We start from the raw sequence: 23,107 nt of genomic DNA, 5'->3' as shown, positions 1-23,107 counted from the left end.
TCTCGCAGTTTTGATTACAACTCTCGGTACAGCAGGCCCTCGACGGCGGGGCCCGACAGTACTTCGCCCTCGTGAGTGAACCGCGAGCCGTGACAGGGACAGTCCCAGGTCTCCTCGGCGTCGTTCCAGCGGACCAGACAGCCCATATGCGGACAGGTCGCCGACACGGCGTGGGTCGTTCCGTCCGCCTCGCGGTAGAGGCCGACCGGCTGGCTCGCGTGTCGAACGACGCGGGCGTCACCGGGCGGAATGTCGGTCGCACCGTCGGCCCCGAGCGCGGCGAGCACCGATTTGATCCGGTCGCCGACGAAACTGCCGCCGACTTTGGCGTTCTCCTCGAGGAAGCTCTTCGCGGACGCGCCGGGCGTGAGCCGCTGGGGATCGAAGATATCGGCCCAGGGGTTCGATCCCTCGACTATCAGATCGGCGAGGATCATCCCCGCAGCGGTCCCGCCGGTCATCCCCCAGCCGTTGAAGCCGGTGCCGACGTAGACGTGCTTCGACAGCGGATCGATCCGTCCGATGAAGGGGACGTCGTCCACGGTCGAGTAGTCCATCGTCGACCAGCGGTACTCGATCGATTCGACGTCGAAGTGCTCGCGGGCGAACGCCTCGCAGCGTCGATACCGTTCGGAGGTCGGCGGGCCATCGATTCCGGGCTTGTGACTCTGGCCACCCACCAGGAGGAGTTCGCCGTCGTCGGAGCCGCCGCCATCGGAACCGCTACCGGCCGACGCGCTCGGCGAATACGTTCGCATCGTCGCCGGCGGCGAATCGGTGCTGTAGAACATCCCCTCGAGGGGCGTTGCCGCGACCCGAACGGCGAGCAGATACGCGCGGTGGGGATGCATCCGCGCGAAGTAGCCGGCGCGGTCGAGGACGGGAAAGTGCGTCGCGACCACCACGTCGTCGGCGACGACCTCGCCGTGCTCGGTTTCGACGCGACACGGCGAGCCGGGATCGACCTCGAGCGCGCGCGTCTCCTCGAACACGTAGCTCCCGTCACCGTGGACCGCTTCTGCGATCGCCAGCAGGTACTTCCGCGGATGGAACTCGGCCTGCTCGTCGAAACGGACCGCGCCGGCGGTGTCGAACGGCAGCGGCGTCTCGTCGACGAGGGAGGCGGGGAGACCGACTTGCTGAGCGGCCGAGACCTCGTCTCGGATCGTCCCCCGGTCGTCCGGCGATGCAGCGTACGTGTACGCTTCCGTCCGCCGAAAGTCGCAGTCGATATTCTCGTTTTCGACGCGCCGTTCGACCGCGTCGATCGCCGCTTCGTTCGCGTCGGCGTACTGTCGCGCCTTCCCCTCGCCGAACTGGGAAACGAGCGTGTCGTAGATCAGTCCGTGCTGGGAGGTGAGTTTGGCCGTCGTGTGACCGGTCGTGCTCTCGACGATCCGATCGGACTCGACGACCGCGACGGATCGTCCCGCCTCCTTCAGTTCGATCGCGGCGGTCAGACCGGTGATACCGCCGCCGACGACCGCAACGTCGACTTCGAGGCCGTCCTCGAGCGGTTCGTACTCGGTCGTCGGCGTCGTGGCCAGCCACAGCGACTCTTCGCGCGGGGATTCGGGTGGGGTGTGGTCCGACATTGGAATCAGCGGCTCTCGCTATCCACGGTCGGGGCAAAAGGCCTCAGGGGTAAGAGTTCCCGAAACGGCCGTTCAGACGCGGCTGTGGCTCAGTAATGCGTGTCTGTCACCACGACTGACGAAATTGAAACTCGTTTGGCTTTATTTGGCATTCGTCGGCGTTCGGGAGGGTGATACCGTCCGACAGCGCCGCACCTGCGTGTTCGGGGCGCACGACTAAGCGACTGGTTGGTGGTAATTCACCCGTATGACAATGAACGATCTCCAGGAGCTGTTCGTCCACAAGCTCGCCCAACAGTACTACGTCGAACGGGAACTCGTCGAGGCGCTCGACGAGATGGCCCGACACACGACCAACGACCGAATGAGTCAGGGCTTCGCCGATCACCGCGAGGAAACGCGCACGCAGGTCCAGCGCCTCGAGGAGGTCTTCGCGGCCCTGGACAGACCCGCGGAAGCGCGAAACTCCTCCGTCCTCGAGGGGCTCGAGGAGGATCGGCGGGAACTCGAGTCCCGGATCGAGGACGACGAACTGCTCAACATGGTCTACCTGAACGCGGGAATGATGACCGAGCGCGTCGAGATGACGGCCTACGAGGGACTGACGACGCTCGGGGAGCAACTCGAACTCGGCAACGACGTCCAGACTCCCCTCGAATCGAACTACGAGGAGGAGAAATCCGCATTCCGCGAACTCGAAACCCTGGCGACCGCGAAGGACTTGAAATCCCTGTGGGAACAGCTGACCCCGTCGTAACTCGCGAGACGTAGCGACACCGGGGAACTCCGGCCGGCGACTACCGCTCGCCTCCCCGCTCTGTCAACAGGAGTCCATCGAACCCACGGCTACAAGAGCGAACGCGTCGAACGTCGCGGTGTGCAACTCGAGTGCGTCTTCTTCGGCCCCTTCCGCGATGCGGTCGGCGAAAAGACGGTTTTCTACGAGACTGACGCCGAAACGGTCGGCGAACTCCTGGTCGAACTCGAGGCCGCGTACCCGCTCGAGGGAGAGCTCGTGGCCGACGACGGCGAAGGGTTGGCTGGAGACACGGTCGTCACCAGGGACACGAAGAACGTCGTCCACATCGACGGCCTCGAGACGGAACTGACGGACGATTCCGTGATTCGGCTGGTTCCGTCAGTCTACGGCGGCTGACCGCACGGTTTCGGTCCGGCCTCGCTCTCTCCCACCTTCAGTCCGCCGACGGTGCGACCGTCTCGAGCGCCACGTCCGGAACCGTTCCGTCGTTGGTCCAGCCCCGCGCCGCGTAGTACTCGTCGATCGCTCCCTCGAGGTCGGGAATCTCGTACGGTAACCCGTCGTCGGCGCGGTCGAAGCCGCGCTGATTGTTGAAGTGACGCTCGAGGCGAACGGTTCGGGCTCCGATTTCCATGAGGTCCGCATAGTCGGCGTCGAACAGCGTCTCGAGTCGGTCGTCGGTGACGTAGTCGCTGCCGAACGCACAGACGATGCCCGTATCACGGAACGCCGCCGCGTTCTCCTCCTGGACGAGCCGCTCGGCCTTCCCGAGGGTGCCCTCCGGATCGAGTTCGCCGCTGTACTCGAGGGTCAACATGCCGGCGTACATGTGGTCCGCGCCGCGATTCGCGACGGCGTAGGAGAGCCCCTGTCCGTGAAGGACGCGTCCGTCGTGGGCGGCGAACTCCATTCCCTTGACGGTGTAGTTGTCGACGCCGAGTTCGTCGTGACAGCGATCGACTCCCTCGGCGAGGGCGTCTCCGATCCCCTCGCGGTACGCGATCCGCTCGGTGACCTCCCGTGCGAGTTCCGCGTTTCCGAACTCGTCCTCGCTCGCGAGGTAGGCCGCGACGGTGACGCCGGCGGAAATGGTGTCCATCCCGAGGGAGTCACAGCACTCGTTCGCCCGCATCACGTCGACGATGTCGCCGACGCCCTGGCTCGAGCCGAACGCGTAGACGGTTTCGAACTCAGGCCCTTCGGTTTCGACGCCGGTCTCCTCGTCCCGCGTCGGGAGCTTGCAGGCGTAGGCGCAGGCCGAGCACGCGCCCTTCTTGTACTTCTTTTCCTCGACGGCGTTGCCGCCGATCCGATCCGCGTGTTCGAACTCGTACTCGCTGAAGTACCGGGTTGGAAGCGCGAAGTTGTCGTTGATGAACTCGGTGCTGCCCGTCGTCCCCTGTCGCCGCATCAGGTCGTCCGACTGCGCCGCCTCCCGGTGGACGTCCATCTCGGGCGGATCCGGAATCTCGACGGTCGGCGCGGCGTCGCCCTCGAAGGTGACGCATTTGACGTTCTTCGATCCCAGGACGGCACCCAGTCCGCCGCGACCGAACGCTCGCGAGTCGAACGTCATCACCGAGGCGAACCGAACCCGATTCTCGCCGGCCGGCCCGATCGCGATGCAGTTGTCCGCGCCGAGGTCGTGGTGTTCGGTCACGTATTCGGAGGTCTCCGGCACCGTCGCCCCCTCGAGCTCCGGCACCGCTTCGAACTCGACGCCCTGATCCGTCACGTGAACGGCCAATAGCTCGTCGCTCTGTCCGACAACCTCGAGGACGCTGATTCCCGTCCCGACGAAGTTCCGCGAGAGGTAGCCCCCCGCGTTGGTCGAGACCAGGCCGTCGGTCAGCGGCGAGAGCCCGGTCATGTTCATTCGACCGGTAAAGGACATGCCGGACTGCTGGAGGGGTCCCGTGGCGAGATACGCGCGATTCTCGGGACCGAACGGATCCGCGTCGAACGGAATTCGTTCGTGGGCCAGCGCGGTCGCGACTGCTCGCCCGCCGACGTTCGTCTCGAGCACGTCGTCGATGGCCGTTTCGGCTGCCGATCGCTCACCGACGTCGACGGTGAGGAGCGGGCCTTCTGCGTGGAGCATGAGGCGGAATAGCACCCGGGGGCCCTTAGCTCTGGGTCCCCGTTCGACGGCAGCTATCGGATTCGCAGTGCCAGCCGACTCGATCAACAGGAGTATGATTCTGCTCGGAAGCCGGAACGTCACTCGTCGCCTCGAGACCGATCGACACTCTGCCCCCGGTCGTCGAGACGGGTGGCAGATTCGTGGTCGCGCTTTTTCCGCCCGCTCGCCGTAGGCTCCGTATGGAACCCGACGATACCTGGACGACCCTCAGAAAACAGTGTGAGGCCCTCGAGCCGGGTGCGGAACTGCTCACGCCGGTCTCCAAACGGCCGTTCGGAATCGAGCGGACCGCCGAGGATCGAATCGTGGTCCGGTTCGGCGACAGCGGCGAGCGGCGGCCGCTCTGGCGCGAGCAGTTCGTCGTCCTCCTCGAGCGACTCGACGAGGGCTCGGTCGCCATCGAGCAACTACAGCCGGGCGTCGAGCCGTACGCCAGCATCGTGACGCTGGCCGACACGTACGCGACCGACGACGAGACGATCGGGTACGACCCCGACGCCGTCGGCGGGGAGACGCCGTTTCTCGTCCCGGCGGCGGACGCGCGGGACCCGCCCGAGCGCGTTCACGACGATGCGATGCTGCTCGCGGCGCTGCTCGAGGAGATCGACGCCGACGGACCGTCGGCGCTCGACACCGACTCGCTGACCGATCTCTACGTGCTCGCGTCGGACGTCCAGCACGGATCCGACAGGCTGCGCCGGTCGGCCCGCGAGCCGCTGCTCGACCGACTCGGTCCCGATCAGCGGCTTCACGGGCGGTACGGCACCGTGAGACGGACGACGCGGGAGCGCCGCCGGCCGAAGGACGCCGAAACCGTGTTCGCCGCCCTCGACGAGCGCGGCATCCCCCGCGAGTGGGTCACCGGCATCGATCGGGACAAGATGGACGTGGTCCTCGCGGTGACCGATCTCGAGGAGAGCGAGGTCTACGACGTCGACGAGGACGTGTACGTGCAGAAGACCGGCGTCGACGAGGACGAGAAGTACTCGCGGCTGCAGGGGATCGCCGACCGGATCGACGACCTCGAGGACGCCGAGGGCGAGGCCCTGCGCGAGGAACTGGACGATATCGAAGACCGGCTCGATGAGGCATTATCGGCCGGGTAAACGGTGGTACCGGTCTCGTACTACGGCGGTCCGTACGTGATACTGGCAACTCACAAACGCTTTTGGCCACACGCCGCCTACGTCGATTCATGTACGTCCGGGACGCGAAAAACAGGGAAGAGGTCTGGTTGCTGGATCACATCGAGTCGATGGGCCTCGACGAGACGGCGTTTCGCTCGCGTGATTACGTCGTCGCGGTCGACGAGGAATCCGGCGAAAAAGCCGGGTTCGGCCGTATCCGCGTCCACAAGCCCGACGAAAGCGAGGACGTCTGCGAACTGACCAGCATCGGCGTCCTCGAGGACTGGCGCGGACAGGGCGTCGGAGCCCACGTCGTCGAACGGCTCGTGGAGTACGCGAGCGACGAGGGGTTCGATACCGTCTACACCCTGACCGGCGAGGGTGCCTATCTCGCGCAGTTCGGCTTCCAGCGGATCGACGAATCCGACCTGCCGTCCGTGCTGCAGGACCGGCTCGCGGCCAAACGCGACGGCGTCGATCCGGATGCGGTGGCGCTTTCGATCGACGTCGCCGAGTTCCGAATGCCCGACCGGCTCCGGGACGCGTTCAAGAACGCCCCGGAGGGGCGCGACGACGCGGACGACGAGGAGTTACCGGAAGACTTCGGCATCGACCCCGAATCGGCGACGTACAAGTACGATACGGGACGCTAACCGTGAGGTCATCGTCACTGCGGTCACCGGTTCGGGCCCGCTCCGGCCGATCGCTCCGGGAAGCCGTGGCGGAACGCAATCCAGCCGATCCCGGAGAGAAACGCCATCGGAGGAACGACGGCAAAGGCCCACAGCGGATCCAGCCCCCAGCGGAGCAAGAGACCGAGATTCACCAGTCCGAGCACGAGAAACGGCGCGACGTAGCGGGCGGCGCGGCGACGATCGCCCGCGTCGTCGGACCCGCCCGTCGGTTCCGTTGCCATGACCGAGGCGTCGACGGCGCGAGACATAAGCGGTTGTTACGGTCGAAGTGATAGTCATGAATTCGAACCAGTCAGATTCGGCTGCTGCACGGATCGATTCCGACGACAGCAATGGCAGCGATGGCAGTGACGACAGCGACGACGGCGAAAGCGACGAGGTCCGCGTCTGGCTCGTCGAGCGAACGTACGGCGACGACGAACTCAATCTCATCATCCTCGTGTACGCGACCGAGGACGGCCGGCGGTACCACCGCCGCGAGCGCGCACTGACGAGCTTTACCGGGCCCGCTCGAGAGACGAAAGCCGGGTTACTCGTCTCGTCCGATGCGCTCGGGAGCGTCGACGATTCGACGACTCGAGAGCGATACGCCGACGAAGCATCGCGGATGGCGGCGCAACACGATCCGACCGATAGCGTTTGAAACGGTCGGAACGCGGGTCTGCTGGACGGACGCGCAAACGCGGCGCGTTCATCAAAGTTCAAGCCCCGTCCGGTCCACGATAACCATAATGTTCGATCCCGACGAACTCGAGGAGATCCGTGCCAGCAAAGCGGAGTGGCACGAGGCGGAAGTCGAACCCGTCCTCGAGCGGTTCGGCGAGCGCAGGGAAACGTTTACCACTGATACGGGCGGTCAGGAGGTCGATCGACTCTACACGCCGGCGGACGTCGACGACCTCGAGTACGAGGCGGATCTGGGGAATCCCGGCGAGCCGCCGTACACGCGCGGTATCTACTCGACCGGCTACCGCGGTCGGCTGTGGACGATGCGCCAGTACGCGGGGTTCTCGACGCCCGAGGACACCAACGAGCGGTATCACTATCTGCTCGACGAGGGCCAGACCGGACTGTCGATGGCCTTCGACCTGCCGACGCAGATGGGGTACGATTCGGACGCGGCGATGGCCGCCGGCGAGGTCGGCAAGGCCGGAGTCGCGATCGACTCGCTCGACGACATGGAGACCGTCTTCGACGGCATCCCGCTCGACGAGGTCTCGACCTCGATGACGATCAACGCGCCGGCATCGGTGCTGCTGGCGATGTACATCGCGGTGGGTGACCAGCAGGGCGTCGACCGCGAGGAACTTCGGGGTACAATCCAGAACGATATTCTGAAGGAGTACATCGCGCGCAACACGTACATCTACCCGCCCGAGCCGTCGATGCGGATCATCACGGACATCTTCGACTTCTGTGCCGAGGAGACGCCCAAGTTCAACACGATCTCGATCTCGGGCTACCACATCCGCGAGGCCGGCTCGACGGCCGCCCAGGAACTCGCCTTCACGCTGGGAGACGGCATCGAGTACGTCGAGACGGCGATCGAGGCCGGCCTCGACGTCGACGACTTTGCACCGCAGCTCTCCTTCTTCTTCAACGGCCACAACAACATCTTCGAGGAGGTCGCCAAGTTCCGCGCGGCCCGCCGGATGTGGCACGACATCATCGACGAGCGCTTCGACGCGGACGATCCGAAGTCCAAACAGCTCAAGTTCCACACTCAGACGGCCGGCTCGATGCTGACCGCTCAGCAGATCGAGAACAACGTCGTCCGCGTCGCCTATCAGGCGCTCGCGGCCGTCCTCGGCGGCACCCAGAGTCTCCACACCAACGGCAAGGACGAGGCCCTCGCGCTGCCGACCGAGGAGTCCGTCCGAACGGCACTGCGCACCCAACAGATCCTCGGCCACGAGTCCGGCGCGGCCGACACCATCGACCCGCTCGCTGGCAGTTACTACGTCGAATCCCTGACCGACGAGGTCGAAGAAGAGGCCTACGAGATCTTAGAGGAGGTCGACGACCGTGGTGGCATGCGCGATGCCGTCGAACAGCAGTGGGTTCAGCGCCAGATTCAGGATACGGCCTTCGACCGCCAGAAGGAGATCGAAGACAAAGAGCGGATCATCGTCGGCGTCAACGAGTTCGAGGTCGACGAAGATCCCCAGATGGACGTCGAAGAGGTCACGGCCGAGGACCAACAGCGCCAGATCGATAGTCTCTCGAACGTCCGCGCGGAGCGCGACGACGAAGCGGTCGACGCGACCCTCGAGGCGCTGCGCGACGCGGCGCGGAGCGACCAGAATCTGATGCCTTACATCATCGACGCGGTCAAGGCGTACGCGACGGTCGGCGAGATCTGCAACGTCATGCGCGACGAGTTCGGAGAGTACCAGCCTGGCGGCGCGATGTGAGCGGTTGAACATCGGATTAGCGTCGGAGAAGATCGTCCATTCGGCTCGAGTAATACCCTTTTACAGCCCTTCCCGTCGGGCGATTCGAAGACAACGTTCGATTGAGCGATGAAATCGGAGGAACGGTCGGATCTGTTTATCCTCGTCTCGGGCAACCGCCTGTCGTGAGCGCACTATGAGCGACCAACCCAACGAGCGATCGACCCCGGTATCGGAGTCGTCCGACAACTATCCATCAGCGTCCCGTCGTCGCGTGCTGCAGGCGGCCGCGGCCGCGGGCGGTGTCGTCGGTCTGAGTGGGATCGGTGCCGCCCAGTTCGATACCCAAACGATCGAACTCGGCGGCGAAACGAGCGGCTGGCAAGGCGTTTCGCCCGAACCGATTTCGGGTGAGACGAACCCGACGCTGGAACTGCAGGAGGGAACGACGTACGAGGTGACGTGGGAGAACCTCGACGGCGCGCCGCACAACTTCGTCATCGAGAGCGAGGAGGGCGAGGAACTCGAGTCGACCGAAATCCTGAGTTCCGAGGGCGAGACGCAGACCCTCGAGTTCGAGGCGACGAGCGAGATGGCAACGTACTTCTGTCAGCCCCACCGCGCGTCGATGAACGGCGACATCGAGGTCGGCGGCGGTGGCGGGGGTCAACAGGAGGCCGCCGGCCAGATGCAGGGCTTCTTCCGCGAGGGGACGGAGATCGGCGTCCAGACGATCGCGGAGGGCATGACCGCGCCGACGGACATGGCGGTCGCCGGCGAGGCGGGCCGGTACTTCGTTACCGACCAGACCGGCGAGCTGTGGGTCGTCACCGGCGACGGGTTGCAGGACGAGCCGTTCCTCGACGTCAGTGATCGGATGGTCGAACTCGGGACCTTCGAGGGCGACTACGCGAGTCAGGGCCAGGACTACGACGAGCGCGGATTGCTCGGCGTCCAGCCCCATCCTGACTATTCCGAAAACGGCCGCTTATTCGTCCACTACAGTAGGCCCCCGAACGACGAGACGCCCGACGGCTGGAGTCACGTCGAGGTCGTCTCCGAGTTCCAGGCCAACGAGGATATGAGCGCCGCCGATCCCGAGTCCGAGCAGGTCATTATGGAGTTCCAGAAGCCCCAGTACAACCACAACTCGGGACCGATGGCGTTCGGACCCGACGGCTACCTCTACGTCCCGATGGGCGACGGCGGCGGTGCCAACGACTCCATGCTGGGACACGTCCAGGACTGGTATAGCGACAACGAAGGCGGCAACGGACAGGACGTCGGCGAGAACCTGCTCGGCAGCATCCTCCGCGTCGACGTCGACAGCGAGGGCGAAGACCGGCCCTACGGCATTCCGGACGACAACCCGCTCGCCGACTCCGACGAGGCGCTGCCCGAACACTACGCGTGGGGCCTCCGGAACCCGTACGGCATCTCGTTCGACAGCGACGGCCGACTGTTCGTCGCAGACCTCGGACAGGACCTCTACGAGGAGGTCAACATCGTCGAGTCGGGCGGCAACTACGGCTGGAACGTCAAGGAGGGCACCCACTGCTTCAGCCCGGAGACGCCGGGCGAGCCGCCCGAGGAGTGCCCGAACTCGGCTCCCGACGAGCCGCCGTACGACGGCCAGGAGTTCCAGGACCCGATCGTCGAGTACCCCCACGTCTATCAGGGTGAGGTCGTCGGCATCGCGGTCGTCGGCGGTCACGTCTACGAGGCCGACGCCGTACAGGAACTGAACGGCAAGTACATCTTCGGCGACTGGACGGCGGACGCGGCGCGGCAGTCTCCCCAGGGGCGGCTCCTCGCCGCAACGGAACCCAGCGGCGGAGCCGGACAGATGGCCGGTAACGGCGGCGGGAACCAGTCGGAAAACGCCAGCCTCGAGAACGTGACTGCCGGCGAGGGCGGTATCGAAGACGAGGGATTCGAGAACGCGACGAACGAGACCAACGCGACGAACGAGACCAACGCGACGAACGAGACCAACGCGACGAACGAGACCAACGCGACGAACGAGAGCGAGGCAGGCGGCGCGGCCGACCTCGAGTCCGAAGGCTTCGAGAACGAGACTGCCGGCAACGCGACGGCCGGCAACGAGACCGCCGCCGACGGCGCGGCAGAGGCCGGCGGTGCCGGTCAGGAGCAAGTCGTCCCGCGGGACGAACTCTGGGAGATGGAAGAGCTTCAGGTCGCAGGCACCGAAGACGGCTCGTTCCCCTACTTCGTCCGGCAGTTCGGCCAGGACTCCAACGGCAACGTGTACGTCCTCGCGAACCAGGTTGGCGTCCCCGAAGGAGACACGGGCGCGGTCATGCAGATCGTTCCACCGGGCGAGGGAGATTCCCTGACTCCGCCCGAAACGGGCGCTGGTATGGCGGAATCGGCTGGCAACGAGACGGCAGGAAACGAAACGGCTGGCAACGAAACCACTGCGAACGCGACGGCCGACAACGAAACCGCTGAGAACGTGACATCTGACGAGAACTGACGACGCGTAACGTCTCGAGCGACGAGACGCTCGACTCGCGGCCATCGACTTTTTTTGGATCCGACGAACCCGTCCAGTCGCTCGTCATTCGCCGGGTCCGGCTTGAATAGCCAGTATCGAACGGTGAGCCGTGAGCACTGATTCCACGAGCGGGACGGTCGTCGCACAGGGAGCTGAGATACCCGTGCTCGGGCTCGGTACCGCTGGTATGATCGGCGACGACTGCCAGCGAGCCGTCGAAACCGCTCGAACTCGACGGTGGGCTTTCGGATCGGCTGGCCGACCAGTTGCATCTGGAGTGTCGGCCGTCGCGAGGCGGTGGGCCCGCTCCTCGAGTGCGACTCGAACACCACGAAAAATCATAACAGTAACACGGCCCCATCGTGCAGTACAATCCGATGCACTTCGACCACGCCGGGATCGCGACCGACGACGCACAGGCTCTCGCAGCGCTGTACGACGACCTCTTCGGTCTCGAGGCGGTCCACGAGGAGGTGTTCGACGGAATGCGCGTCGTCTTCCTCGACTGCGGTGACGGCTACTTCGAGCTGCTCGAACCCATCGAGGACGGAACGATTTCGCGGTATCTCGAGGACAACGGAGCGGGAATTCACCATCTCGCGCTCGCGACCGACGACATCGAGGGGGCCCTCGAGACGATTCGCGACCACGACGTGACGCTAATCGACGAGGAGCCGCGGCCGGGCGCGTGGGGTCACTCGGTTGCGTTCTTGCATCCCAAGGACACCGGTGGTATCCTGATCGAACTCGTCGAACACTGATCGTCTCGACTCTCGTTTTACCCGCCCGTCGAATAATCGTACTCAGCCGCAGTGATCCGCTGACCCTCGTCGCCGGTCTCGTGGTGGACTTCAACGCGCTCCGGATACCGCCCCTCGAGGTCGATCCGAGCCTCGTAATCGACGGTTCCGAGACAGTCGGTACAGGTGTCGCTCTCCTGCTCGCCGACGGCGACGGTGATCGCGAGGACACCTCGTCGCTCGTCGTACTCCGTCTCGGCCAGCGAGAGGCCGTGACACGGTGTTGGCGTCGTGATATCGCCGTCGACGATCACGGTTTCGTCCGCGAACTCGACGGTCGCACCGTCCTCGTCCGTCCCGCCTGCACACTCTCGCTCGCCGACCTCGAGGGACGCGTCTGCAACCGCCGGCGTCGGACAGGATATCGAGGTCGAGGTCGACTCCGTCCGCGTGCCGGTATCGCTAAGTGTCAGAGTCGTTCGAGAGCGGGTGCAGTCGAAGGGGCTGCGGTCGATCCCGTCGGTGACGGTCGCCTCGCTCGTGCCGTCGTCGCTGCTCGTCGTGACGGTGATGACGTACGACCGCGGTTCGAAAAGGACGAGCGTGATCGCATCGCCCGCCGCGAGATCGAGATCGCGCTCGAGTAGCGTGTCGCGATCGCTCCCGTCAGCGTCGTCTCCGTCGCCCTCGTCGGTTCCCTCGGCTCTGACCGTCACGGAGATCGTCCGAGCCGCCTCGCCCTCGTTTCGGAGTTCGAACTCGTGTGGTGGGTGCGCATCGAGGAACGGCACCTCGTCGGGGTCCCCGACCTCGATCGTGTCGTCCGATTGCGATTCGCTGTCGGTCCGATCGGTGTCGGCGCTCGAGTCGGTAGCGGACTCGTCACCGTCGGTACCGGGACGGTCCGACTGGAGTCGGTCGATCGTCGAACCCGTGCAGCCGGCCAGTCCACAGACCGCGCCGGTCGTGCCGGCGAGGAGGTCTCGTCGTCGCATACGCGTTCCCACCACGATATGGAATAAACACCTTTGTCAAGCGCTCTAACCTGTTCACTGGAGCGACAGTCAGCGCTCCCGAAACAGGCAAATGTCACGGTCGGACTGAAACCCGCCGCGCGTATACGCGAGCGTATGAGTATAAGCAAGCTTCTGCAACGCGAGACACAGCGCGACAGTACGAGCGAGACTCGCCGACGGTCGGAGACGGACGCTAGTTCGATAACCGAAAGCGGGCTGTTTCGGATCGCACGCGTCCTGTTCGGTGCCGTCCTCGCGTTCATGGCGACGGACAACCTCCGAAACCTCGAGGGGCGAGTCCAGTACGCCGAGATGAAAAACGCGCCGGCACCGTCGTTTTCGGTTCCAGCGATAAGCGGCGGCCTCCTGTTCGGCGGTATCGGCATCGCGCTGTGGCGGGTGCCGGCCGCCTCCGCCGCCGCGGTCGCCGGATTCTTCGTCACCACCACGCCGCTGATGCACGACTTCTGGAACATCGACGACCCGGAAGCAAAACAACAACAGCTCAACGATTTCTCGAAGAACACCGCCCTGCTGGGAGCGGCGCTCGCGTTCGTGCAACTGGGCCGATCTACGGAATCCGACGCGTGAGTTCGCCGGCCGGCACCTCGAGACCGGCCCCGCGGTCCGCCAGCCAATGACGCCGATCGTCAGCCGAAGTTCTCGATCAACGCTTCATCCGGGTCGCCGCCGGCGTCGTCGATCGCCTCGGCGACGAACGTGACGAAGTCGTCGAAGCCGAACGCGTACAGCTGGCCGTCCTCGCGGTGCGTGGCGATCGCGTCCGTCAGGTCGTCGTCATCGTCCACGTCGACGTACCGAATCGTTGCACCGGCGCTCTCGAGCGCCTCGAGGCGGTCGGTGTGAGCGGGTTCGTCCGCTCGGTAGATTACGACGGCGTCGTGACCCGCGTCGTGGGCCGCTTCGGCGACCGCCACCGAGGGACCGATTCCCGGCCCGCCGGCGACCGCGACGATGTCGCCCGCACCGTCGTACGTAATCCTGCCGAACGGTCCCTCGATGTGGACGGTTTCACCGGCCTCGAGGTCGGCGAGCCACGGCGAGAGGTCGCCGTCGGGATCGATGCCGACCGTGAGTTCGAACGTCGCTCCGACGTCCGGCGACGAGAGCGTGTAGTGACGCGAAAGAACCTCGTCGTCGGGGCTGGCCCGGAGCAAGACGAACTGGCCCGGCAGAGCGTCGAACCCGTCGGGCGTTTCGAGTTCGAGTGCGACGGTGTCCGGACCGACTTCGGTGACCGATGCGACGGTGACTGGCGTCCCTTCCATGATGAGTCCGTTCGGGGGCGGGTCGAAAAGTCGTTCCGTTCCATCGCCGCCGCCGGTTCGACTCGATTCCGGTCCTGATCCGGGATCGTGTTGCGGGCACGGACGGTGAAACTGACCGTGCACTTCGATACCACATTCACTGCGTTACCCGTTTCTTTCCGTTGGTAACCGTCACCGGCGCAATTTGTAACGATTAATGAAAACTGTCCATGGCTATCGAACATATCACCCACCGTTGCGGTTGTCCGGTTGGGGTTTCAGAAGCCTTTTCATTTATGGGGGGCAAGGCTCAGCATAACATGGCTGAGGATCTCAACTGGGCGGTCGGAGGCGAGGCCGGCGACGGTATCGACTCCACGGGTAAAATCTTCGCTCAGGCCCTTTCCCGAGCCGGACGGCACGTATTCACGTCGAAAGACTTCGCGTCCCGGATCCGCGGCGGGTACACTGCCTACAAGATTCGGACGTCGGTCGAGCAGGTCCAGAGCGTCGTCGACCGACTGGACATCCTCGTCGCGCTCACACAGCGGACGATCGACGAGAACCTCGACGAACTACACGAGGGCAGCGCCATCATCTACGACGGCGAGCGCTCGTGGGAAGCCGAGATTCCCGACGAAATGACCGCAGTCGACGTCCCGCTGAAGACGCTGGCCGAGGAGGCCGGCGGCGCGATCATGCGCAACATCGTCGCGCTCGGTGCCGCGTGCGAAATCACCGGCTTCGACGTCGAGTACCTGGACGAAGCCCTCGAGAAGCGCTTCGGCGGGAAGGGCTCGAAGATCGTCGAGAACAACAAGGCGGCCGCCCGGGCGGGGCAGGAGTACGTCCAGGAGAACTACGACCTGGACCACCTCGGCTACAACATCGACACGACCGACAACGACTACGTCTTACTCAACGGCAACGAGGCGATCGGCATGGGTGCCATCGCCGCTGGCTGCCGGTTCTACGCCGGCTATCCGATCACGCCCGCGACGTCGATCATGGAGTATCTGACGGAACGCATCGAAGACTACGGCGGTCACGTCGTGCAGGCGGAAGACGAGTTATCGGCGATCAACATGTCTCTCGGGGCCGCACGTGCCGGTGCCCGATCGATGACCGCGACGTCTGGGGCCGGGATCGACCTCATGACCGAGACCTTCGGCCTGGTCGCGACCAGCGAGACCCCGCTGGTCATCGCCGACGTGCAGCGGTCCGGTCCCTCGACTGGGATGCCGACCAAACAGGAACAGGGAGATCTCGACATGGCGCTGTACGCCGGCCACGGTGAAGTCCCGCGGTTCGTCGTCGCCCCCACGTCGATCACCGAGTGTTTCTGGAAGACCGTCGAGGCGTTCAATCTCGCAGAGAAGTACCAGACGCCGGTCTTCCTGGTCTCCGATCTGGCGATGTCGGTCACCGAACAGACGTTCCCGCCGGAGGTCTTCGACATGGACGACGTCGAGATCGATCGCGGCAAGCTCGTCGACGAAGACGAGGTCGACGAGTGGCTCGACGCACAGGGTCACTTCCGCGCCCACGCCGTCACCGAAGACGGAGTCAGCCCGCGCGCTATCCCCGGGACGACCGATGCCGCACACATGTCCACCGGCCTCGAGCACGACGAGCTCGGCCGCCGGACGGAGGAAGAAGACGAGCGCGTCCACCAGGTCGACAAGCGATACCGCAAGGTCGAGACCGCCCGGAACGAGGAGGAGTGGGACTACCGCGAGTTCGGGAACCCGGACGCCGACAACCTCGTCATCTCGTGGGGGTCCAACGAGGGCGCGCTCATCGAAGCGCTCGACTACCTCGAGGCGGACGGCATCGACGTCCGCGTCATCTCGGTGCCGTACATCTTCCCGCGGCCGGACCTGACCGAGGAGATCGAGGCCGCCGACGAGACGATCGTCGTCGAGTGTAACGCGACCGGACAGTTCGCCGACGTGATCGAACACGACGTGCTTACCCGCGTGAAGCGCATCAACAAGTACACGGGCGTTCGATTCAAGGCCGACGAACTCGCAGACGATATCACCGACAAACTCTCCGAGGAGGTACCAGCATAATGAGCTCCGACGTACGATTCACCGACTTCAAATCCGACAAGCAGCCGACGTGGTGTCCCGGATGCGGCGACTTCGGGACGATGAACGGCATGATGAAAGCCCTCGCGAACACCGGCAACGACCCCGATAACACCTTCGTGGTGGCGGGGATCGGCTGTTCCGGCAAGATCGGGACGTACATGCACAGCTACGCCCTTCACGGGGTCCACGGCCGTGCGCTCCCGGTCGGCACCGGCGTCAAGATGGCCCGTCCCGATATCGAGGTCATGGTCGCCGGCGGCGACGGTGACGGCTACTCGATCGGTGCCGGTCACTTCGTCCACGCCGTTCGCCGGAACGTCGACATGACCTACGTGGTCATGGACAACCGCATCTACGGGCTGACGAAGGGGCAGGCCTCGCCGACCTCGCGGTCGGACTTCGAGACCAGCACGACCCCCGAAGGGCCCAAGCAGCCGCCGGTCAACCCGCTCGCCCTGGCGATGGCCTCCGGCGCGAGCTTCATCGCGCAGTCGTTCAGTTCGGACGCGATGCGCCACGCGGAGATCATCGAGCAGGCCATCGAACACGACGGCTTCGGCTTCGTCAACGTCTTCAGTCCGTGCGTCACGTTCAACGACGTCGACACCTACGACTACTTCCGCGACAGTCTCGTCGACCTGCAGGAGGACGAGGATCACGATCCGAACGACTACGAGGCCGCAAAGAAAGTCATCCTCGACAGCGACAAGGAGTACCAGGGAGTCATGTACCAGAACGAAAACTCCGTGCCGTACCACGAACAACACGGCGTCACCGAGGACATGTCCGAGATCCCCGACGGCGCGCCCGAGGACGCGATGGATCTCGTCCGCGAGTTCTACTGACGCCGCCGTTCGCTGCTCGCTTTCCGTTCTGTGCGCACGACCCCTGCTGTGCGCAGATCGTTTGTACCGATCTCGTTTCGTGTGCTAGCTTCCCACACACTGTTTATCCATACACTCTTCATTCTGTTCACTGTTAGTAAGTCAGCCAGTTTAATCGAAAATGCGGTCGTCTGTAGTTCGGCTAAAACCGGCCGACCCGACCGATTTGTGCCCCGTTCCGTAACTCGAGACTGCGAATCGAACCCTACTCCTCGAAGGGGTGTTCGACGGACTCCATCAGTTTCTCGACGTTCGCGGCTTCGGCAGTGAGCAGCTTCGGGTAAGTCCCGAGCAACACGAGCAGATCGCCCTCGTGCTCGAACGACGTGATCTTGATCTCGATATCGATCGTCTCGCCCTCGAGTTCGCTCTGGCCGACGAACAGGTCGACCTCGCGTCCGTCGCCGAGGATATCGAGACCGAACGAATCCTCGCGTTGAACGTTCGAAATATCGCCGTGATCGCTGGGAACCTCGCTCAGAAACCGCTCGAGGAGTTCCCCGTTCGACATATCGTCGAGCGGGTTGAGCGATCGGCCGGCGACCTTCATGCCGGGAATCGAGACGCCCGCGAAGGCGGCTCCCTCGCGCGTCTCGCCCAGATAGTCGACCTCCTTCGTGTAAACCGAACGCCAGACGCCGGCCCGGACGTCGCGTTCGATGCCGCCCGGGAGGTCGACCGTCCGCTCGATCGCGTCGTTATTGACGCCGCTTTCCTCGTAGCCGGCCTCCTCGAGCGCGCCCTCGGTCGGGGCGACGCGGTCGGATTCGAACTCGAGGGGCCCGTTACCGAGAACGACGTCGAGACAGCCTGCCGTCAGTGCGAGGGCTCCGGTCGCGCCCGCGGCGAGCACCGATCGGCGAGTGAGAGTCATTGAAAGAGAGATTCGCTACGAGCGGCATATCCCTTGTGGCTACTTCAGGACCGCTGACAAGACCGTTTACGGGGCGAGAGGGTTTGGGGTCGAGACGGTTCGGAGTTCGGGACCGTTCGGGCGATGAGCCCGGACCGACGAACACATGAAGAGTTATCGGGATCGGCCGCCCCCATGTAGCCATGACCGACTTCGCAGCGCGAGTCGAGCAGGTGTCGATCAGCGGGATTCGCGAGGTCTTCGAGGCCGCCGGCGACGACGCGATCAACCTCGGCCTCGGCCAACCGGACTTCCCGACGCCCGCCCACGCCCGTCGCGGGGCGATCGAAGCGATCGAGGCCGGGCGGGCCGACGCCTACACCTCGAACAAGGGCACCCCGCAGCTTCGAGAGGCGATTTCGGCGAAGTACGACCGGGACTACGGCCTCGAGATCTACCCCGAAGACGTGATCGCCACCTCCGGCGGCAGCGAGGCGCTCCATCTCGCGCTCGAGGCCCACGTCGATCCCGGCGAGGAAGTGATCTTCCCGGATCCGGGTTTCGTCTCCTACGACGCGCTGACCCACATCGCCGACGGCACGCCGAAGCCCGTTGGGTTGCGAGAGGATCTGACGCTCGATCCCGCGACGGTCGAGGACGCCATTACCCCGGAGACGGCCGCGTTCGTCGTCAATAGCCCCGCGAACCCGACGGGAGCCGTCCAGAGCGAGGACGACATGCGCGAGTTCGCCCGCATCGCGGACGAGCACGACGTGCTCTGCATCTCCGACGAGGTCTACGAGCACATCGTGTTCGAGGGCGAGCACCACTCGCCCCTCGAGTTCGCCGAGACGGACAACGTCCTCGTCGTCAGCGCCTGCTCGAAGACCTACTCGATGACCGGCTGGCGACTCGGCTGGGTCGTCGCATCGAATCGGCGCATCGAGCGCATGCTTCGCGTCCACCAGTACGGGCAGGCCTGTGCCTCCGCGCCCGCACAGTACGCCGCCGAGGCCGCCCTGACGGGGCCCCAGGATCGGGTTCGGGAGATGGTCGACACCTTCGAGCAGCGGCGGGACCTCGTGCTCGACGGGCTCACCGACGCCGGCCTCGAGGTGCCGACCCCCGAAGGGGCCTTCTACGCGATGCCGAAGGTCCCCGACGGCTGGTGTGAAGAGGTGCTCGAGCGCGGCGTCGTCGTCGTCCCCGGCGACGCATTCGGCGCGAACGGCGCGGGCTACGCTCGGCTCTCGTATGCGACCGGAACGGAGGAACTGAAGGAGGCGCTCGAAATTATGGACGACGCGACTCGAGCCGTTCGATAGGTCGCTCTCGAGCCCCTACTGTTGGTACTGCTGTCGCGTCGACCGTATTCCGTTACTCGGGGAGCAGAGGGTCTCTGTGGATCGGTCCTTTCTCGTCGTGTCTTCCATCGAACGAGACGGGGAGACGATCCGTGTTTTCACTTCGGACTCGCGAACCGATATGCGGTGGCGCGCGCTGTCGGCCGAGCGAGCGTCGCGAGGCGCGAACACAGTGAGCGCCTCGGATAGCGAACGGTGACCGCAGGGAACCGTGAGCACAGCGAGAGCGACCGACAAGGCCGTGCGAGGGATGAGGACCGCAGCGACCCGTGGGAGCGAGGACCGCAATCGGCTGGGGAGGGCGAGGCAACTCCGTGCCGCCACGATACGCAGGAACTCCGCGTTGTTCTCCTCGAGTCGAACAGTCCACTTGCGAACGTATCGAAACGGGTTCGGAGACTTTGTTCGATGGATGCACAAACTGAACCGGGTCAAAATTTCGTTTCTAGATAATCGAACCCGCCTCTGTACGTGAGAATATACGAAATGACAGTGGCGAGAAACAGCAGTGGAATCGCATACAGAATCTGTGTGAAGGGGTCTGGTGGGGAAACCACCGCTGAGATCACGATCACGAGTAGCCAGAGAACGACTGTTGTCCTCAAAAAACGAAAGAGTGTTTTATATTCCATAATTTATACTACTTAGTATAAAATATATGTCTTGCGGTACGTCGCATCTTTTCTATCAAACTCCCGATCTCCCGTGAATGCGGCACGCATATTCCCAGATGAACTCGACCTCTTCGGTGCCTTCCGACGCGAGGAAGAGGGCGACGATGGTGTCCTCGAGCAGTTGCTGGTCAGATTCGCTCATACTGAAAGCGAGGGGACTCGTTCGGACGGGGGTTGTACCTGCTGGTGCAAAACGGCCTGACAGCACTCTGATGCGCACGTCCCGCTCGAGTAGCAGAGATACCGCTCCGAGGGAGCCGTCTCCCCTGCCGTCACGTGTACCATTTTACGGCCCCGATCCGTGGTCTCGAACGATATGCGCGCTGTACGCCTCCACGAACACGGCGATGCGGACGTACTACAGGTAGACGAAATCGATCGACCGGAGCCGGCCGCGGACGAACTCCTGATCGAGGTCGCCGCTGCGGGCGTCAACCCCGTCGATACCTACTTCCGGGACGGATCGTACACGCCGGTCGACGTGCCGTTTACGCCCGGCGTCGATTTCTCGGGCGTCGTCGCCGAGGTTGGCGAGTCCGTCGACGGCTTCGCGGAAGGCGACCGCGTCTACGGCACCGGTATCGGCGGGGCCGCCGCGCAGGGTGCCTACGCGGAGTTCGCGACGGTTCCTACCGACCGCGTCGTCCACCTCCCCGACGGCGCGGATCTGACCGAGGCCGGTGGCGCGGGCGTCGCCGCCGTCACCGCCTGGCGCGCGTTGATCGACCACGCCGACCTCGAGCCCGCCGAACACTGCTTAATCCACGGCGGCTCGGGCGGCGTCGGCCACGCGGCCGTTCAGATCGCGGCCGCCGTGAGCGCGCGGGTGATCACGACCGCGTCCGAGGAGTACCACGACGCCCTCGCCGACTACGGAGCCGAAACGGTGCTGGACTACGGCCGCGACGATCTGGCTGACGCCGTGCTCGAGGCGTCCGAGGGCGGCGTCGACGCCGTACTCGATCACCGCCTCGACGACTACCTGCAGTTCGACGCGGACGTGGCCGCAGACGGTGCTCGAGTCGTCGGTATCGGCGAGAACAGTCCCGATCCGGGCTTTACGAACGACGGGGCCGCCCGGTCGAAGGACGTCTCCTACCAGTTCATGAGTATGTTCAATACGCCGGACCTGCGCGTGCCGCTGCGAGGCGTCGCTCACCTCATGACTAGCGAGAGCCTCTCGGTCGACGTAGCGCGGACGTACGACCTCGAGGAGGCAGCCGACGCCCAGCGGGCCGTCATGTCGGATAGCTTCCTCGGAAAACTCGTCATCGAGCCGTAACGAGCAGCCGAATACCGAGCTGCGATCCAATCGTGTGCCGAGCAGGACCGCCCGGCGGTCGACCAGCAGGATCCGACTCCTATCGGAATCCCTGTGGAGCGCCGTCGACGGCTTCTTGCCGGGAGAGCAGCGCCCGTCCGCGATCGCGGAGCGTGACCGTCTCCGTCGCAGTATCGTAGTCGACGACCTCCGCGGCCGCCAACTTCGGGATCTGCGTGTGGTGGAGCGATAGTCGAACGGCGCGTCGATCCCTCGCGGAGAGATCTCCGTGATCCGAGATTGCGTTCGGTTCCGATTTGGCCTCTCGAGTCGCGATCTCCACCGCGAGTTCCGTGAGGGTGGCGGAGCCGCCGCGCTCCTCGAGATACTGCAACACCGCACGCCGTCGGCGATTCGCCAACAGATCCATCGCCGTATCCACGGCGTCGGCGTTCGAATCGCCGAACGCGGTGAGACTCTCGGGTGAATTCAGTAGCGGGATCATACCCCCCGTAGGAGCCAGACGGTATATATGCGACGTGTGAGTCCGATCGAAACACTACCGTGTTTCTCGAGACGAGGTCGTCGCCGACTACGCGAGGTCGGCGACCGCTTCCATCGTCGTCCGCTTGTCGTCCTCGGACATCCCGTTGACGAACCCGAGCCGAACGGCGTCGACGCCCTCGATCTCGCTGTACGCCTCGATCCAGTCGCGAACCTCGCCGGGGGTACCCGCGGGAGCCAACTCGTCGAGCACGTCTTCGGGGAGCGCCTGAGCCATCGCGTCGGTATCTCTCTCCTCCCAGGCGGCGCGGATCTCCTCGACGACGTCGGGATAGCCCTGCTCGGCGACCGAGTTCCCGTAGTAGGGGCCGTACGCCCCGAGCAGGAAGGCGACGGTGCTGCGAGCCTTCGCGCGTGCTTCCTCGCGGTCCTCGGCTGCGATCCCGCGAACGATCGGAGCCACCCGCAGGTCCGAGAGACTCTTCTCCCCTAACTCGGCACCGCGTTCCAGATCCTCGAGGCGGTCTCGAAGCCCGTCTGTCGTGAATAGCTGGGGGGCCCATCCGTCGCCGAAGCGCCCGGCCATCTCGGTGGCCTTGGGTCCGAGGGTCCCGACGTCGATCGGTGGCGGGTTCTCGTGGGGCCCCCGCTCGTAGCCCAATCCGGGAATGTCGAATATTTCGCCGTCGTACGAGGGATTGCCCTCCTCGTAGACGTTTCGCAGCACGTCGATCACTTCGCGGGTCCGGCGCAGCGGTCGGTCGAACTCCTGGCCGTGCCAACGCTCGGTGATCGCGGGCGAACTCGGGCCGATTCCGAATCGGAACCGGCCGTCCGCCACGTCCTGCATCGTGAGCGCCGTCTGGGCGAGCATCGACGGCGTTCGCCCGTACGGCGAAATCACGTCGTTGGAGATACCGAGTTCTTCGGTCCGCTCGGCTGCCAGCGTCAGCGGCGGCACGATGTTCCAGCCGGTCGTCTCGCCGACCGTGATCCGGTCGAAACCCAGTTCCTCGGCCTGAACGGCCCGCTCGGCGACGCCCTGGGGCCGATCGTAGTCGCCGAGTCGCACTAGCAGATCTAGTTCAGCGTTCATAGTGCTCCCCTCCACGTCTGCCGTCGGATCGCTCGTCGTACTGCCATCACCACACACCGCGTCACCCATTCACATAAATTTGTAGCGTTTCCATCTAGTCACCCGGGACGAACGGTTGCC

The 23,107-nt window shown here is 64.7% G+C and carries 22 protein-coding genes; 13 read left to right on the top strand and 9 right to left on the bottom strand.

Annotated features, from left to right (window positions below; genetic code table 11):
- Positions 1 to 14 precede the first annotated feature (14 nt).
- Positions 15 to 1,595: an FAD-dependent oxidoreductase gene (locus tag LDH74_RS08190; RefSeq protein ID WP_226042018.1), complete on the bottom strand. Its 1,581-nt coding sequence runs from the start codon at positions 1,593 to 1,595 to the stop codon at positions 15 to 17.
- A gap of 247 nt (positions 1,596 to 1,842) precedes the next feature.
- On the opposite strand from LDH74_RS08190, the gene LDH74_RS08185 reads away from it, so the two are divergent.
- Positions 1,843 to 2,352 (top strand): DUF892 family protein, encoded by a 510-nt coding sequence (locus tag LDH74_RS08185; RefSeq protein WP_226042017.1) that lies wholly within the window; start codon positions 1,843 to 1,845, stop codon positions 2,350 to 2,352.
- Positions 2,353 to 2,472: 120 nt separating this feature from the next.
- Positions 2,473 to 2,751 (top strand): MoaD/ThiS family protein, encoded by a 279-nt coding sequence (locus tag LDH74_RS08180; protein ID WP_226042016.1) that lies wholly within the window; start codon positions 2,473 to 2,475, stop codon positions 2,749 to 2,751.
- A gap of 37 nt (positions 2,752 to 2,788) precedes the next feature.
- Here LDH74_RS08180 and LDH74_RS08175 read toward each other — a convergent pair whose 3' ends face one another.
- On the bottom strand, positions 2,789 to 4,456 hold the full coding sequence (locus tag LDH74_RS08175; protein WP_226042015.1) for an aldehyde ferredoxin oxidoreductase C-terminal domain-containing protein: 1,668 nt from the start codon (positions 4,454 to 4,456) through the stop codon (positions 2,789 to 2,791).
- A 221-nt stretch (positions 4,457 to 4,677) separates the two neighbouring features.
- On the opposite strand from LDH74_RS08175, the gene LDH74_RS08170 reads away from it, so the two are divergent.
- Positions 4,678 to 5,604: a hypothetical protein gene (locus tag LDH74_RS08170; protein WP_226042014.1), complete on the top strand. Its 927-nt coding sequence runs from the start codon at positions 4,678 to 4,680 to the stop codon at positions 5,602 to 5,604.
- A gap of 89 nt (positions 5,605 to 5,693) precedes the next feature.
- Positions 5,694 to 6,278: a GNAT family N-acetyltransferase gene (locus LDH74_RS08165; protein ID WP_226042013.1), complete on the top strand. Its 585-nt coding sequence runs from the start codon at positions 5,694 to 5,696 to the stop codon at positions 6,276 to 6,278.
- Positions 6,279 to 6,301: 23 nt separating this feature from the next.
- Here the strand turns inward: LDH74_RS08165 and LDH74_RS08160 are convergent, their stop codons facing one another.
- Positions 6,302 to 6,541 carry a hypothetical protein gene (locus LDH74_RS08160; protein WP_226042012.1) on the bottom strand — a complete coding sequence of 80 codons (240 nt, stop codon included), beginning with the start codon at positions 6,539 to 6,541 and terminating at the stop codon, positions 6,302 to 6,304.
- Positions 6,542 to 6,597: 56 nt separating this feature from the next.
- Between LDH74_RS08160 and LDH74_RS08155 the strand changes: the two genes are divergently transcribed.
- The 4 genes from LDH74_RS08155 (at position 6,598) to mce (ending at position 11,992) form a co-directional block, all read left to right on the top strand.
- Positions 6,598 to 6,963 (top strand): hypothetical protein, encoded by a 366-nt coding sequence (locus LDH74_RS08155; protein ID WP_226042011.1) that lies wholly within the window; start codon positions 6,598 to 6,600, stop codon positions 6,961 to 6,963.
- Positions 6,964 to 7,051: 88 nt separating this feature from the next.
- The gene (locus tag LDH74_RS08150) at positions 7,052 to 8,734 is read left to right on the top strand and encodes a methylmalonyl-CoA mutase family protein (protein WP_226042010.1); all 1,683 of its coding nucleotides are present in this window, start codon (positions 7,052 to 7,054) and stop codon (positions 8,732 to 8,734) included.
- A 175-nt stretch (positions 8,735 to 8,909) separates the two neighbouring features.
- A complete protein-coding gene (locus LDH74_RS08145; RefSeq protein ID WP_226042009.1) occupies positions 8,910 to 11,210 on the top strand; it encodes a PQQ-dependent sugar dehydrogenase in 2,301 nt (766 codons plus the stop codon).
- Between the two features lie 398 nt (positions 11,211 to 11,608).
- Positions 11,609 to 11,992 (top strand): methylmalonyl-CoA epimerase, encoded by a 384-nt coding sequence (gene mce / locus LDH74_RS08135; RefSeq protein WP_226042008.1) that lies wholly within the window; start codon positions 11,609 to 11,611, stop codon positions 11,990 to 11,992.
- Between the two features lie 17 nt (positions 11,993 to 12,009).
- Here mce and LDH74_RS08130 read toward each other — a convergent pair whose 3' ends face one another.
- Complete coding sequence (locus tag LDH74_RS08130) at positions 12,010 to 12,966, bottom strand: hypothetical protein (protein ID WP_226042007.1); 957 nt, start codon at positions 12,964 to 12,966, stop codon at positions 12,010 to 12,012.
- 135 nt (positions 12,967 to 13,101) lie between these two features.
- Here LDH74_RS08130 and LDH74_RS08125 point away from each other — a divergent pair, with 135 nt between their 5' ends.
- Positions 13,102 to 13,578 carry a DoxX family membrane protein gene (locus tag LDH74_RS08125; RefSeq protein ID WP_226042006.1) on the top strand — a complete coding sequence of 159 codons (477 nt, stop codon included), beginning with the start codon at positions 13,102 to 13,104 and terminating at the stop codon, positions 13,576 to 13,578.
- Between the two features lie 59 nt (positions 13,579 to 13,637).
- Here the strand turns inward: LDH74_RS08125 and LDH74_RS08120 are convergent, their stop codons facing one another.
- The gene (locus LDH74_RS08120) at positions 13,638 to 14,276 is read right to left on the bottom strand and encodes an FAD-dependent oxidoreductase (protein ID WP_226042005.1); all 639 of its coding nucleotides are present in this window, start codon (positions 14,274 to 14,276) and stop codon (positions 13,638 to 13,640) included.
- A 299-nt stretch (positions 14,277 to 14,575) separates the two neighbouring features.
- Between LDH74_RS08120 and LDH74_RS08115 the strand changes: the two genes are divergently transcribed.
- Both LDH74_RS08115 and LDH74_RS08110 read left to right on the top strand, forming a co-directional pair.
- Positions 14,576 to 16,330, top strand: coding sequence for a 2-oxoacid:acceptor oxidoreductase subunit alpha (locus LDH74_RS08115; protein WP_226042004.1), 1,755 nt, complete (start codon positions 14,576 to 14,578; stop codon positions 16,328 to 16,330).
- Positions 16,330 to 17,196 carry a 2-oxoacid:ferredoxin oxidoreductase subunit beta gene (locus tag LDH74_RS08110; protein WP_226042003.1) on the top strand — a complete coding sequence of 289 codons (867 nt, stop codon included), beginning with the start codon at positions 16,330 to 16,332 and terminating at the stop codon, positions 17,194 to 17,196. The genes LDH74_RS08115 and LDH74_RS08110 overlap by 1 nt, the downstream gene beginning before the upstream one ends.
- Positions 17,197 to 17,440: 244 nt before the next feature.
- Here the strand turns inward: LDH74_RS08110 and LDH74_RS08105 are convergent, their stop codons facing one another.
- The gene (locus LDH74_RS08105) at positions 17,441 to 18,109 is read right to left on the bottom strand and encodes a DUF6517 family protein (protein ID WP_226042002.1); all 669 of its coding nucleotides are present in this window, start codon (positions 18,107 to 18,109) and stop codon (positions 17,441 to 17,443) included.
- Positions 18,110 to 18,291: 182 nt separating this feature from the next.
- On the opposite strand from LDH74_RS08105, the gene LDH74_RS08100 reads away from it, so the two are divergent.
- Positions 18,292 to 19,413, top strand: a complete 1,122-nt coding sequence (locus tag LDH74_RS08100; RefSeq protein WP_226042001.1) for a pyridoxal phosphate-dependent aminotransferase — start codon at positions 18,292 to 18,294, stop codon at positions 19,411 to 19,413.
- 726 nt (positions 19,414 to 20,139) lie between these two features.
- Here LDH74_RS08100 and LDH74_RS26450 read toward each other — a convergent pair.
- Positions 20,140 to 20,268 carry a hypothetical protein gene (locus LDH74_RS26450; RefSeq protein ID WP_255680961.1) on the bottom strand — a complete coding sequence of 43 codons (129 nt, stop codon included), beginning with the start codon at positions 20,266 to 20,268 and terminating at the stop codon, positions 20,140 to 20,142.
- A 174-nt stretch (positions 20,269 to 20,442) separates the two neighbouring features.
- Here LDH74_RS26450 and LDH74_RS08095 point away from each other — a divergent pair, with 174 nt between their 5' ends.
- On the top strand, positions 20,443 to 21,408 hold the full coding sequence (locus LDH74_RS08095) for an NADPH:quinone reductase (protein WP_226042000.1): 966 nt from the start codon (positions 20,443 to 20,445) through the stop codon (positions 21,406 to 21,408).
- A gap of 79 nt (positions 21,409 to 21,487) precedes the next feature.
- Here LDH74_RS08095 and LDH74_RS08090 read toward each other — a convergent pair whose 3' ends face one another.
- A complete protein-coding gene (locus LDH74_RS08090) occupies positions 21,488 to 21,892 on the bottom strand; it encodes a hypothetical protein (protein ID WP_226041999.1) in 405 nt (134 codons plus the stop codon).
- 87 nt (positions 21,893 to 21,979) lie between these two features.
- Positions 21,980 to 22,987 carry a TIGR04024 family LLM class F420-dependent oxidoreductase gene (locus LDH74_RS08085; RefSeq protein WP_226041998.1) on the bottom strand — a complete coding sequence of 336 codons (1,008 nt, stop codon included), beginning with the start codon at positions 22,985 to 22,987 and terminating at the stop codon, positions 21,980 to 21,982.
- Positions 22,988 to 23,107 lie beyond the last annotated feature (120 nt).

This window comes from Natrinema sp. DC36, assembly GCF_020405225.1.
Lineage (GTDB): Archaea > Halobacteriota > Halobacteria > Halobacteriales > Natrialbaceae > Natrinema.
The sequence above is the reverse complement of the archived record's forward strand: the minus strand, read 5'-3'. Positions and strand labels throughout refer to the sequence as shown.